13 protein-coding genes are annotated in these 13,382 nt (G+C 54.0%); 6 read left to right on the forward strand and 7 right to left on the reverse strand.

The genetic code is table 11. The annotated features are described in order from the left end of the window. Positions 1-367 precede the first annotated feature (367 nt). Positions 368-2,011, forward strand: a complete 1,644-nt coding sequence (locus GQE98_RS14850; RefSeq protein ID WP_161316499.1) for a TadE/TadG family type IV pilus assembly protein — start codon at positions 368-370, stop codon at positions 2,009-2,011. Positions 2,012-2,372: 361 nt separating this feature from the next. On the opposite strand, the gene GQE98_RS14855 is transcribed toward GQE98_RS14850, so the two are convergent. The 3 genes from GQE98_RS14855 to metG all read right to left on the reverse strand — a co-directional run bounded on the left by GQE98_RS14855 (position 2,373) and on the right by metG (position 5,469). After that, positions 2,373-3,002: a TadE/TadG family type IV pilus assembly protein gene (locus tag GQE98_RS14855; protein WP_161316500.1), complete on the reverse strand. Its 630-nt coding sequence runs from the start codon at positions 3,000-3,002 to the stop codon at positions 2,373-2,375. A gap of 33 nt (positions 3,003-3,035) precedes the next feature. Then, on the reverse strand, positions 3,036-3,653 hold the full coding sequence (locus GQE98_RS14860; protein WP_161316501.1) for a TadE/TadG family type IV pilus assembly protein: 618 nt from the start codon (positions 3,651-3,653) through the stop codon (positions 3,036-3,038). A 124-nt stretch (positions 3,654-3,777) separates the two neighbouring features. Next, on the reverse strand, positions 3,778-5,469 hold the full coding sequence (gene metG, locus GQE98_RS14865) for a methionine--tRNA ligase (RefSeq protein ID WP_161316502.1): 1,692 nt from the start codon (positions 5,467-5,469) through the stop codon (positions 3,778-3,780). A gap of 254 nt (positions 5,470-5,723) precedes the next feature. Between metG and GQE98_RS14870 the strand changes: the two genes are divergently transcribed. Continuing rightward, positions 5,724-6,599, forward strand: a complete 876-nt coding sequence (locus tag GQE98_RS14870; RefSeq protein ID WP_161316503.1) for a L,D-transpeptidase family protein — start codon at positions 5,724-5,726, stop codon at positions 6,597-6,599. A gap of 12 nt (positions 6,600-6,611) precedes the next feature. On the opposite strand, the gene GQE98_RS14875 is transcribed toward GQE98_RS14870, so the two are convergent. The 3 genes from GQE98_RS14875 to GQE98_RS14885 all read right to left on the reverse strand — a co-directional run bounded on the left by GQE98_RS14875 (position 6,612) and on the right by GQE98_RS14885 (position 7,819). Then, complete coding sequence (locus GQE98_RS14875) at positions 6,612-6,929, reverse strand: hypothetical protein (RefSeq protein ID WP_161316504.1); 318 nt, start codon at positions 6,927-6,929, stop codon at positions 6,612-6,614. Positions 6,930-6,956: 27 nt separating this feature from the next. Then, a complete protein-coding gene (locus GQE98_RS14880; RefSeq protein ID WP_161316505.1) occupies positions 6,957-7,409 on the reverse strand; it encodes a host attachment protein in 453 nt (150 codons plus the stop codon). Positions 7,410-7,477: 68 nt separating this feature from the next. Next, on the reverse strand, positions 7,478-7,819 hold the full coding sequence (locus GQE98_RS14885) for a phasin family protein (RefSeq protein ID WP_161316506.1): 342 nt from the start codon (positions 7,817-7,819) through the stop codon (positions 7,478-7,480). Positions 7,820-8,076: 257 nt separating this feature from the next. Here GQE98_RS14885 and GQE98_RS14890 point away from each other — a divergent pair, with 257 nt between their 5' ends. Next, positions 8,077-8,928, forward strand: a complete 852-nt coding sequence (locus tag GQE98_RS14890) for a c-type cytochrome (protein ID WP_161316507.1) — start codon at positions 8,077-8,079, stop codon at positions 8,926-8,928. A 56-nt stretch (positions 8,929-8,984) separates the two neighbouring features. On the opposite strand, the gene GQE98_RS14895 is transcribed toward GQE98_RS14890, so the two are convergent. Continuing rightward, complete coding sequence (locus GQE98_RS14895) at positions 8,985-9,875, reverse strand: TauD/TfdA dioxygenase family protein (RefSeq protein WP_161316508.1); 891 nt, start codon at positions 9,873-9,875, stop codon at positions 8,985-8,987. Positions 9,876-10,403: 528 nt separating this feature from the next. On the opposite strand from GQE98_RS14895, the gene GQE98_RS14900 reads away from it, so the two are divergent. From GQE98_RS14900 to GQE98_RS14910, 3 genes are all read left to right on the forward strand, one after another. Then, complete coding sequence (locus GQE98_RS14900) at positions 10,404-11,423, forward strand: methyltransferase (protein ID WP_161316509.1); 1,020 nt, start codon at positions 10,404-10,406, stop codon at positions 11,421-11,423. A 95-nt stretch (positions 11,424-11,518) separates the two neighbouring features. Beyond that, a complete protein-coding gene (gene dusA / locus GQE98_RS14905) occupies positions 11,519-12,505 on the forward strand; it encodes a tRNA dihydrouridine(20/20a) synthase DusA (protein WP_161316510.1) in 987 nt (328 codons plus the stop codon). A gap of 108 nt (positions 12,506-12,613) precedes the next feature. Then, positions 12,614-13,378 (forward strand): thermonuclease family protein, encoded by a 765-nt coding sequence (locus GQE98_RS14910; RefSeq protein ID WP_202526331.1) that lies wholly within the window; start codon positions 12,614-12,616, stop codon positions 13,376-13,378. Positions 13,379-13,382 lie beyond the last annotated feature (4 nt).

Below are 13,382 nucleotides of genomic sequence, written 5' to 3' on the forward strand. Positions count from 1 at the left end.
CCCTTAAAGTTAAAGCGCTTCCCAAGTTCGTCTTGCCTCGCGCCTTGGATGCCATTTAAACCGTAATTCATTAATCAATAGTTAAAGGGTTATCTTTTTTTAGGAGTAAAGATAGTGAATAAAAGGTAAAAATTTTACCTAATAATAGATATTTTGTTAAATTACTTAAATTTATTCATTTATTTAGTTTGAATTTACCTTTTTATTTCAATAACAAAAAAATAAACATAACAAAACATACATATTCGTCATTATTTAATATAATTAGTACGATTTTACTGAATCCACCTCTTGATATTAATAAATTCTTAATTTTTTTACCTGATCCTGTATGCAGGAAAATTTATTTTGATTGCATGGTGTCAGCATGAACAAGAAGTTTACATTCGGTTCGCTACGCCGGATCATCACACGATTTAATAGAGATAATCGTGGCGTATCCGCCGTAATCATTGCATTTCTGGCAATTCCCATTTTTGGGGCAATTGGCCTCTCCATTGATCTGGGGCGCGCCTATGTTCTTAAATCAAAGCTGTCAACCGCACTTGATGCGGCCGGGCTTGCGGTGGGCCGGAATATCTTTGCCCCAACAGACGCAGAGATATATGCCGATGCCCAAAAATACTTCGATGCCAATTTCCCCTCCGGCTTCATGGGTACCGACCCGATTACCATGAATTCAGAAACAGTCACCTGGGATTCAACGCGGGAAAATATCTCCCTGAATATCCGGGCGGACATGGGGACTACCTTTATGAATGTTCTGGGCCAACCGTCACTCGCCGTCGGTGCCGTCACAGAAATCAAACGCGACAACCGCGGCATGGAACTTGTTCTGGTTCTGGATAACACCGGGTCAATGGGTTCAAGCCTTGGAAGCAGTACGCGCCTGGATGAACTTAAATCCGCGTCAAAAAATCTCGTGGATATTCTCTACGGCAACGACCAGACGAAAGATAAGCTCTGGGTTGGAATCGTACCCTATACAATGGCCGTGAATGTCGGACCGCAGAATATTGACTGGCTTAAAAACACTTATAAGACGAACCTGACCAATAATTCGACAAGCATCTTCACCGCGGATTCGTCTAATACGTCCCTCGGCCGTGATGTGACCGGTGATGGTGTCAATGATACCGTCTATGGGTGGGAAGGGTGTGTTGAGATGCGCGATCACCTCCTTGGAGGCACTGAAGACATTTCCGACAATCCGCCGAACAACGATTTTGTTCCTTATTTCTGGAATGATTATTTCCGGGATTCGGACAATGATTTCCATGGCGACAACAGTGGCGGCGATACAGAAACGAACAATGACTGGAAAAAATACCAGTCCAAAAAGGGTAATTACTATTCTGTTACTTCCAGTACCGGCCCCAATAGATACTGCCCTGAGAGTATGGTTCTGCCACTGACCGCTGAAAAAGATACAATAAAATCTCATATAGACTCGATGGATGCGGATGGCGGTACGGCCATTAACCTGGGCATGGTTTGGGGTTGGCGCGTGATCTCTCCAAGATGGCGCGGTGAGTGGCAAGGATCGTCTACCCTAAATCTGCCGACCGGATACTCAGCCCTGCCGCTCGATTACGGCGAAGAATTTATGGACAAGGTTGTTGTCCTGATGACCGATGGCCTCAACACCCTCGGTACAAACAGCAGCGCCTATGATATTTATCATGCCTATGCGAGATCAGAACTCTTTGACACAAACCCGACGACAAACAAGTATGATTATCGTGGTTTCCTCAGACAGGCTGCGCTCAGCGGCAGCGGCTATTCAAACTACCCTGATATAGTCGATGACAAGGTTCTTGCTAACTGTACGGCCATGAAGAATGCCGGGATCATTGTTTATACCGTACTGCTCGTCGACGGAAACTCGAGCATGATGCGGGACTGTGCAACATCACCCAAACATGCCTTCGTCGCCACCTCCGCGGAAGAGCTCGCAGACAACTTCAACACCATCGGTGAGGAACTCAGCAACCTGCGCATCTCGAAATAAGACGGTGCGCAGTCCAACAACAACGAGCGGTGGTTAATCCTACCGCTCTTTTTTTGTGCTCCTGCTGTCAGGCCTTCCAGTCGCTTGCTCATTCCCCCGGAGGATAAGAGCCTTGCCCCCAAGGGATATGCGGCCAGAAACCCAAGCGGTAAAGACCTGGAAAGCATCGCCAGCCGCCTTCTCTCTCACATGGAATGCTCCTGCCACGCTCACGCGGACAGGTTAATACTCCATCATACTTCAGCAAATCGCTCTGTTTGCCGTTAAGCAGACCACCTGCATGTAAAAAAGGCCACCCCGTGGGATGGCCTTGGCTGGTGACTGGATCCGCGTGCGTAAGGGGCAGCGGTTAAACCGCCTCTCAGGACGCCGAAGGGAAGGTAATCGTGTCGGTAAAGCGTGGGCGGAAATAGGCATGTGCGCGCAACAGCATATCACCGAAAAAGCCTATATCGCCTGTCAGGTAAGGTTCGTAGTCGAAATAAACCTCGGCAATGATGAGTGTCTCGCCGTCCGAGAGGGTTTCTCCCGATCCGGCATCCGGGAAAGCCGCAGGAAGCGTTGCATCTCCGCCAATCCCATTTCCGATGTTACTGCTAACCCCATCCACTGCACCGGAAACACGCTGGCTTAATATTTCCGGCGCTTGCCCTGCCCGGCCCTGAACCGATGTCAGGATGATCATGTTACCGGTGCTGATGTCGAAGGGCTGCGCCATATAAAGCGCGGAGTCGATAATGTTGGAGATTTCAGTTTCTGTAATATTTTCAATACTGGAACGGGCGATCAAATCCGAGAGCGTCGCGGCAATGCGGTCCAGCTTCTGCGTCATCAGCGCATAGCGCGCCACCTCAAAACTGCCGGCGGCCAGCAGCATCAGAACCGGTAGCATCAGGGCGAATTCCGCCATGGCGACACCGCGATGATTGCGGATAAAACCACCAACAAAACCACAAAATCGATATCCGATAGATTTAAGTAAACGGCTCATTTCAACCTCGATCAGCCCTTAACAGGCAATACCTTAATAAGGCTCGTTACGAACCACGACAGACGCACGCATGGGAATAAGGCCACTCAGGACCGGGATGACCTGACCACTGAGGAAATTCCAGTTATATTCAACGGTATAAAGAACGATATCACCCTGAGCGCCAAGCCCGGCAACGCCGAAATCCTCGTCATAAATGCCGTTGCCATTCACTTCGACCCACGGCTCGCCATCGGGATAGACCGTCCCGTCACTATGGGTATAAGGCCCTGGCGTCCAGGTTCCATCATCGTTCAGGTCCGTATATTCCTCGCCCTGCCCGACATAGGAAAAATTTTCATAAACAAGCGTTGTCACATCGTCGGTCGTGAGACCGAGCAATCCGAGAGACGCCTCGTTAAGCATATCGACAAGGGCCTGGGTATTGCTGGACCCGTCCTGTATCTGTCCGGTCAAGCCAAGACGGGAGGCATCCTTAAGACTGCCTTCAACCACCGTATTGATGAACATCGCCATGCTGAGCTCGATAATACCGAACAGCAGAAGGATCAGCACAGGCGCGATCATGGCCAGTTCAACTGCCGTCGCGCCGAGGGTATCCTGCGCAAACGCGTTCAGGATCCTGCGTTTTAGAAGTTTGCCTACCGTCATCGCCAAACGATCCTTTTACAAAATAAGTAAAAGAGTATCGAAAAGGCGTTAAGGCCCCGTTAAGAACTAGGGTTAAATTCGGGATAATTCGCGCAAGGGTAAAAGCCGGCGGGTGGTGACGTCCCTACTCTTGCCCGCCAAAGCGTGCTTCCCAGGTCGCGATTTCATCATCGGAAATCTTGCGGAAGAGCACCTCGGGAATGTCGAAGCCATGACCAGCCTTGAGGGTTTGCAATTCCTGCATCATATCCCCCTCAATCCATTCATCGGGCGCAAGGGTAAGACCGAGACAGTTGGCCATTTTCGCGGCGGCATTCGGGATAACCGGTGCACTTAAAACGGCAAAAATGCGAACCAGGTTGATGGCAATGCGCAACGACTGGGCCGCCGCCTCCGGATCGGTCTTGAAGGCCGTCCAGGGGGCCACTTCGGTCAGATACTCATTGCCGAGCGCCCATATCGCACGCAGTTCCTGCATCGCCTTACGGATCTGCAACTCCCCCATATGGGTATTGTAGGCGTCCAGCCGTTCTGTCAGCGCCTTGGCAAGCGCCGCCTCGGCCTCGCCCGGCTCGCCGCCCTCGGGCAATTGATCGCCGAACTTGGAAGAGCAGAATTTCAGCGTCCGGTTCACAAAGTTACCGAGAATATCCGCAAGATCCTTGTTCACCGTTCCGGAAAACCCGTCCCAGGTGAAGCTGGCATCCGAGGTTTCAGGTGCATTGGCGAGCAGATAATAACGCCAGTAATCGGACGGCAGGAGCTCGACCGCGTCAGACATGAAAATGCCGCGCTTCTGGCTGGTCGAGAATTTTCCACCATAATAATTTAACCAGTTGAATCCCTTGATATAATCAACCATTTTCCAGGGCTCGCGACTGCCGAGGATGGTTCCCGGGAAAGTGACCGTATGGAACGGCACATTATCCTTGGCCATCACCTGCACATAGCGCACGTCGTCGGCCTCATACCACCAGGATTTCCAGTCGCGGTTATCCGGATCCTCATCCGCCCATTCCTTGGTCGCCGCGATATACTCGATCGGCGCATCGAACCAGACGTAATAGACCTTGTCTTCCAGCCCCGGCCGATCCACGGGCACGCCCCATTTCAGGTCGCGGGTAATGCCGCGGTCATGAAGCCCCTCGTCCAGCCATTTGAGCGCGATGGAGGAAACCAGCACCGGCCAATCCTGATGCCGGTTGACCCAGACACGGATTTCATCGGCCAGTTTGGACTGTAACAAAAAGAGATGCTTGCTCTCGCGTACTTCAAGATTTGTGCTGCCCGATACTGCGGAACGGGGCTCCAACAGGTCTGTCGGATCGAGCAACCGGGTACAGTTTTCACATTGATCGCCGCGCGCCTTGTCATAGCCGCAATGGGGACAGTTTCCCTCCACATAGCGGTCCGGCAGGAAACGACCGTCATCGATGGAGTAAACCTGGCGGGTAATCCGTTCGTCGATAAAGCCATTCTCGAGCAGCTTCTTGCCGAAATGCTGGGTCAGTTCCTTGTTCTGCGGTGAGGAAGACCGGCCGAAATAATCAAACGAAAGATCGAAGGCGGCGCCGAGATCGGCCTGCACCTGATGCTGTTCAGCGCAGAATTCCGCAACATCCTGCCCTTTTTCACGGGCGGCCAACTCGGCAGGCGTGCCATGTTCGTCTGTGGCGCAGATAAACAGCACCTCTTCACCGCGCGCACGCAAATATCGGGCATACAGGTCTGAGGGCAACATCGACCCGATCAGGTTTCCCAAATGCTTGACACCATTGATATAAGGTAAGGCGGAGGTAATAAGGTGACGGGTCATCTTGGCAGCTACTTCCTCATTATTCTTGGACTTGATCTTGCTTGCGCTCTTTTACAGGAAGTTACATAGCGGAGCAAAGTAAACATTGATATCTGTTTGAAAAAGGCCCGAAAGCGCCTATCCTGATAGATGAGGACGCTCCATGACCGCTGAATCAGGCGGATTACGACTGAAACCGCTTCATCGCGGAAAGGTAACGGGCCATCGTGATACACGGCAATCGCAAAAAGGGAAGCATTAGTTGGACGAACAGCTTGGCGGCGGTTGCGGTCACCCTTCTCACCTGGACAGCGGCCCAGGCAGAGGAGATAATCGGGACTGAGAAAATCTATACCGCGGAGAAGCTGCGCACCCTCTCCAGCATTGCCGTGGCGTCTGGTATCGGCTATGTCGAGCTCCGCAGTGTTAATCCGGCAACCGATCCTTGGGATGTCAAGCCAAACGAAAAACTGCTGATCCCCGACCGGCATATCCTCCCCCGCAACCTACAGCCGGGCTTCACCGTCAATATTGGAGATATGCGGCTCTACTACAAGGGAAAGACGGAAGGTGAAATCCGCTCCTGGCCCATCGGGATTGGCCGTGAAGGGCGTCGCACGCCCGTTGGGGCAATGACGGTAACGGAACTGCGTGAAAACCCGACATGGCGGCCAACCCGGAGAATGCGCGAACTTGATCCAGACCTGCCCGCGGCCGTACCACCCGGCCCCAATAATCCTCTGGGCAAGTACGCGGTGCGCATCGGCTGGGACGGATATGTCCTCCATGGCACCAACAAAGAACCCGGAGTTGGACGCCGGGTCAGCAGTGGCTGTGTCCGCCTCTATGACAAGGCAATCGAGGAAGTGTTCAATCTTGCCAAGGTTGGCATGCCCGTCACCCTGATTGACGAACCGCTCAAGGTCGGATGGGACGGCAAGGCGGTTTATCTTGAGGCACATCCAACCGGCCCGCAAGCCGACCAGATCGAATTGACTGGAAAATTCGACCCCAGCCCGGCCGACCTCTCCGAGATACAGCGCACTGCCGTTGCCAAGGCCGAAGCCCACGGCCTTTCCCGAATTGACTGGGCCGCATTTGACCGCATCATTCAGGAAAGGCGTGGTTTACCCGAAAAAATCGCCGAGTAATATCCCGGTCGATTATTTACGCAGGTGCTTGCTATGCATCGCTTCGAGTTCTGCCGCGATCCGGGCAGCCCGGTCCGCAGATTCTTTCGCAGATCTCGCTGCTGCTGCGGCCTCATTGCTGGCCTGCATGGTTTTCGCATTCATGGCTTTCAACTCTTCCATGACCATCAGCGACTTGGCTGCATCCGCCTTGGCCTGTGCCGCGTCCATCTTGGCGGCTTCAATTCCCATACTGTCGGTAGCAGACATATCCGAAGCGCAGGCGGTAATCCCGAGGCACATGCCGCCAATAAGAATAGCACGCAACGGAACAGTGGTTACAGATGTCATAAGTTGTCTCATCATCTCACTCCTTTTCTATGATTTAAAGGCACTTAATCGATCCGCCAGACTGATTTCAGCGACACCGATCAGATTCTTGGGCCATTCCTCCTCAATTTTTGCCCGCGCCGCATCGGTCATATCCGATTTGAGACGGGCCATTGTCTTGGGCAAGGCCACCAGAATGAGTTTATCTATAATATCACGAGTAACGGCTTCGTTTACCTCAGCAGCAATTTCCCGCAAAAACAGGGCGCTTTCCTGTTCCGGGAAATCCGCATGATCCTCATAAGCGTAGCGCGCGGCAACCGTCGATTTCTGACCGCGCCCAGGGCGCGATGCGCCTTCTTCGCTCTGCTTGCCCTGGGCGGCAGGATGCGACTTATCCAGAACCTGCGTCAACGGACCATTGATCCCGTTGCGCGCGTAAATCTTTGCATGGGCTTTATCGGCGAGCAGAATCCATTCCCTATTCTTCCCAAAGGGCATTTTACCCTCTCCCTGATTATTTTAACACAACCGTATCACCAGCCTCCCGCCAGCCTCTCAAGCACAGCTTAATCGCCGGGCAGCTTATAGATTTCCTGTGCCTCCGCAGACATGTCAGAGCAAATCTTCGTTAACTCCCCAGCCTCATCCGAATACTGCTTGAACGCGGTCTGGTAGAAGGCAAGACAGACATCCATCATCTCCTGCGGGGTTTTGCAACTTGCCAGTTTCTGCGGCATGTCCATGTCCTGTTTCAGCCGGTTGCGGCCAAAGGTCATGAGCTCCTCATTGCAGGTCATCATCAGCTTGTAGAATTTCTGGTTCATCCCGGCCATGGCCTCGACATCGAATGGAACACCTAAAGCCTGAAGTTCTCCCCAACTCGTGGATTTTTCGGATTTTTCGGTCATGAGCTGCCTCCTAAAGCTGTCATTTCAGTTTATTAACCATAAATAACTACGCGACCAGTTGCTTTGATTTAGGTCAAAAGAATGGGAGATCAATCACGCAGCCGTCTATTTCAGAGATGTGACGACTTTCACACCGCCATCCTTATGAATCCCATTGCATATATTAGTAATTTCTAAGATAATTCACGCGAGAATCTGCGGATTCGGGGCTAAAAAGTTAGGAAAGATACGTCAACTCTCCTTTTCAGGATACGCACATGAAAAAGCTGGTTATTGCCTTTGCCCTGGCTGCAGCCATGCAGTCCCAGGCAATGTCTGCCGAGACCCCGCTGGAGCGGGGCACCTACTTGATGAAAAGTATCGTTGCCTGTGGCAACTGTCATACGCCGCAAACGCCGACCGGCCCGGCAGCGGGCATGGAACTGGCCGGCCAGTTCCTGGTTGACGAGCCGGGTTTCTTCAAGGCCTTCGCGCCCAACATCACCCAGGACAAGGAAACCGGGATCGGAAACTGGACGGATGAGCAGATCATCGCCGCCATTCGTGAGGGCAAGCGCCCCGACGGCACGATTATCGGCCCGCCCATGCCGATCGAGCTTTACCGCAATATGTCCGACACCGACGTCAAGGCGATCGTCGCCTATCTCCGGCAGGTGAAACCCATAAAGAATGTCGTCGAGAAATCGACCTACGAGATCCCGCTGCCGCCTTCCTACGGGCCGCCGGTCACACAGGTGCCAGATGTGCCACGCGATGACATCGTCGCCTATGGCGCCTATCTCGCCGGACCGGCCGGGCACTGCATCGAGTGCCACAGCCCGCTGGTCAACGGGAAACCGGATATCGAACACCAGCTTGGCGTCGGGGGCATGTCCTTCCCCGGACCCTGGGGCGTGTCGATTTCCGCCAACATCACGCCGCATGAGGATGGCATCGCCCACTACAACGACGCCGACCTAGAAAAGGTTATCCGCACCGGCGTCCGGCCCGACGGCTCACGCCTGCTGCCGCCGATGGGCGTCTATTACTACGCCAATATCTCCGATGAGGACATGGCCGCGCTGATCGCCTACCTCCGGCAGCTGGAGCCAAAACCGAGCCCGGAATAACGGGCGGCCACTGGAAAAAGCCTGCCCGGCATCACCGCCGGGCAGGTGCGGCGGCGTTATTGTGCCGCGAGCGCCTGTTCACTTGCCGGGTCGCCGGCAATGCGCGAATGCAGCATGATGCGAGGCTCCGAAAAGTCCCATTCACAGGCCTTGTGCATCAGGCAGCGGTTATCCCACAGAACGACGTCCCCCGCCGTCCAGCGATGCTGATAAATCCGCCGCTCGTCGGCCACGGCAAAATTGTTGAGCCGCGCGATCAGCTCCTCCGATTCCGCTTCTGACAGGCCCGGAATGCCATAGGCATGACGCCCGACGGCCAGCGCCTTGCGCCCCGTTTCGGGGTGCGTCTTGACCAGCGGGCGAAGCGGCACGTCGGCCACATTCATGCCATAGCCGAAATATTCGCTGTCTTCCTTTTTCGTCTCCTCCCCCACAGCCCGCTGGCTGTATTCGAGGGAATGATAGGCCGAGAGGGAGTTGATCTGCGCCTTCGTCGCGTCATCCAGCGCATCATAGGCGTCGCGCATATCGGCAAAGGCCGTATCGCCCTGACGGTTGGGCACGACATGAGCGCTGAACACGGCGCCTTTCGCCTGTACGGGCATATAGGTGCTGTCCTGGTGCCAGTACATATTGCCGCGGATGATCTTCATCATGTCATCGTCAGGCGCATCCCGCAGGCTGCCATCCGGCTTGACGTTGCTGATCTCCACCGCCTTCAGTTCTTCCACTAAATCGCCGAACCGACGGGCAAAGGTGACCTGCTCGCGCTTGGTGAGGTTTTGTCCCGGAAAAATAAGGAGGCCGTGAGCAAGCCAGGTCTGATACAGATCGTCGAATGTCGCGCTATCCAGTTCCCGAAGATCAATCTCCCGCACCAGAGCGCCAAAGGACCTGTCCAGAGGTTCAACACTGAAGCCGGTAGCGGATTGAAGGGTTTGTCCCATCTTATTCTCTCCCCTTATTGTGTTTTTATAATTCTAGCCTCAGTTGACGCCATCGAGCAACCCCTCTTTGTGAACGGAGCACGGGGAAACACAGGGCACGCCCAAATCTGTGAATCACCCAAGTCATTATAGAAAATGAATAATTTGATGTGATGAGGCGTATTCTATGCCTGCTTGTGCCGGGCTTCAGATGCCCGATCTTTAATATGTCTGTCATTTGACAAATCAGGTCGTGTCTATAGGATAAGGGCGATATTTGAAAACATTCAATTTCTTGTCGACTTAACACTCGACACTTCATAGGGCGAGTCTCTGGCCGCATGGCCCGGAGTCTAAATCCCCAAGCCCGCTGTCATTGATTTGACATAACTTGCTGAATGTTTGGGTAAATTAATTATCCATGCCGCCAGATTCCTTCGGGCCTCTGGAAAGGGACACGTGTGCCCGTTGGTTCAGCTCGGAAACGATAGGAAAGCTTCGTCAATACGTCGGTTCGCAACGAAAGATTAGCAGGAGAAAGTAGCCTAGATGTCTGTAAAACCAGTAGAAACTGCAGAAGAAGTCTCAACAATCGCCTTTGGGTTCATGGCATCGAAGGCGATGTTCGCCGGACTGCACCTTGATGTTTTTACACAGCTCGCCTCCGGGCCCAAGACATGCCAGGAACTGTCCAAGGCAGTGGACGTTCCAATCAACCGCATCGTCACACTCATGACCGCGCTGAACGGGGTCGGCCTGGTCGAACAGGACGACAACCTCTATTCGAATTCAGCGGGTGCCGAGGCTTTTCTGTCCCGCACCTCGAAATATGAGTTCGGGGATTACCTCCGCTACCAGATTGATCAGCAGATGTATCCGTTCCTCGGACAGTTGAACGAGGTTCTGGATGGCTCCCTTAACTCGGATGCTGTTGACTCCTATCAGCACTGGATGTCAGACCCTGAACAGGCCGCCCTCTACAGTAACGCGCAGCATGCCGGATCCCTTGGCCCGGGGCTGACAATCGCCCGCACTGTTGACCTCTCCGGCGCAAAGTCTCTGCTTGATGTCGGCGGCGGCACAGGTGCCATGACCATTCGCCTGCTGGAGGCCAACCCGGAACTTAACTCGACCATTATCGATTTCCCGAATGTAAGTGAGATTGGCTGGCGGTTTATTACCGAGGCGGAGATGACCAACCGCGTTCGCTACATCCCCTCCAACGCGCTGACCGTTGAATGGCCGACCGAGCAGGACGCCATATTGATGTCCTACCTGTTTAGCGGCATTCCGGGAAGTGAAGTCCCGCGGCTCGTGAAATACGCCTTTGATTGCCTGGCGCCGGGCGGAAAAATTCTCGTTCATGATTTCATGGTCGAGGATGACCGGACAGGCCCCGTGATGGCCGCACTGTGGCAGTTGCAACATATGGCCTTTACGCCGGAAGCTCGCTCCGTCACGGCCGGTTGGTTGAAAGCGGAGATGGAGAAGGTTGGTTTTGTCGACATCCAGGATGAACAGACAATCCCCGGCATGACACACCTGGTTCACGCCCGCAAACCGGATTAGAGAGCGTCCGGGCGGAACGGTCACTCGGAAAATTCAGGAATGAATATTCAGTTTTTCTTTGGTTTTAGGTTCATATCCCTATATCTAAACCGGAAATGAACACTGAGGCCCCTGTGACAAAACTGAACCGCACCATAAGTATCGCCCCGATGATGGACTGGACGGACCGGCATGACCGGTATTTCCTGCGCCTCATTTCTAGCCGCGCCCTTCTCTATACGGAGATGGTGACGACGGGGGCGATCATCCATGGGGATGCGGACCGGTTCCTGCGCTTTGATCCGGCGGAGCAGCCGCTTGCGCTCCAGCTCGGCGGGAGTGAGCCGGACGCCCTCGCCCGCTGCGCAGGCATAGCGGAAGGCTATGGCTATCAGGAGATCAATCTCAATGTCGGCTGTCCGTCCGACCGGGTGCAGAACGGCCGCTTCGGCGCCTGCCTGATGGGAGAGCCGGAGACGGTGGCGGATTGCGTCGCGGCGATGCAGGGGGCAACCTCCCTCCCCGTCACGGTCAAGACGCGTATCGGCATCGACGATCTCGACAGCTATGATTACTTCAAAAGCTTTATCGAGCGGGTGGCGGAGACAGGCGTCTCTACCTTTATCATTCATGCGCGAAAAGCCTGGCTTACGGGCTTAAGCCCCAAGGAGAACCGCACTATTCCGCCGCTCGATTATGAGCGCGTCTACCGCCTGAAGCAGGAAATGCCGGAGCTGGAGATCATCATCAATGGCGGGATTTCAAGCCATGAGGAGATTGAGGCCCATCTTCAGCAGGTGGATGGCGTGATGATCGGGCGCGAAGCCTACCAGAACCCCTATTTTCTTGCCGAAATCGACCGGCGCTATTACGGCGCCGATGATGAAAGCCCGGAACGGCGCGAGGTAATCGAGCAGATGCTCCCCTATGTCGCGCGAGAAATGGCGGCGGGTGTACCGCTCAACTCGATCACGCGCCATATGCTCGGCCTGTTTCAGGGCCGACCCGGCGCCCGCGCCTGGCGCCGCCATATCTCGGAGAACGCCCATAAGAAAGGCGCCGACATCGACATCCTGACCGAGGCAGCGTCCAAGACCCGCTAAAAAAAAGCCATTATTGGCCTTCCGCACAACGCGGAAGATTACGAAATCTTAATTTTTACGCTCCATGATTGATTGAATTGGAAAAATTCCGTTCACAAGGAGCCCGGCTTGTCCGTCATACTCAAAATGAAGCGTCCCTCGCCCTGGCAGCGCAACACCAGGCGGAAAGGCTATCTTGTGCCCTTTGCATTGGTTGGCGTCATCAGCCTGATCGCAGGAACGGCAATCGGCGTAATGCCGGATATCTCCTTCCTTCATAAGAACTCATCCGATACCGGAGAGCTGAACGGCCTCGCCTATGTGGTTGATGGAGATACGATCCGGTTGGCGGGTGAGAAAATCAGGTTAAACGGGATCGATGCACCGGAGTCGGGCCAAACCTGCCTTGATGGACACACAGAAGCCTACGCATGCGGCACTGAAGCCGAAGATTACCTTAAAAACCTCGTCGGGTCGCAAATGCTCCGTTGCGAGGGCAAGGATAAGGATAAATATGACCGCCTGATAGCCACCTGCTACCTGCAGGATCGCGATATCAATGCGGAAATGGTGCGATCGGGCTGGGCCGTCGCCTATCGCCAGTACTCTATGGAATACATGCCCGATGAAGAGAAAGCCAAATCGGCCCGTCTTGGCCTCTGGCAGGGGAACTTCCGGATGCCCTGGGCCTGGCGGCAGGATCAGCGCCAGGCATCCGCGGAACACATAAACTGCAACATCAAGGGCAATATCAGCGCGAACGGCAGGATATATCACCTGCCGGGCAGCCGCGACTACAGCGCAACGCGGGTTAATGAAAATCGGGGGGAGCGCTGGTTCTGCACAGAGCTTGAAGCTCTCGCTGCAGGGTGGCGCAGCCCCCGCTATGATTAGGTTT

This window comes from Sneathiella litorea (assembly GCF_009882915.1).
In the GTDB taxonomy this organism is placed as follows: Bacteria; Pseudomonadota; Alphaproteobacteria; order Sneathiellales; family Sneathiellaceae; genus Sneathiella; species Sneathiella litorea.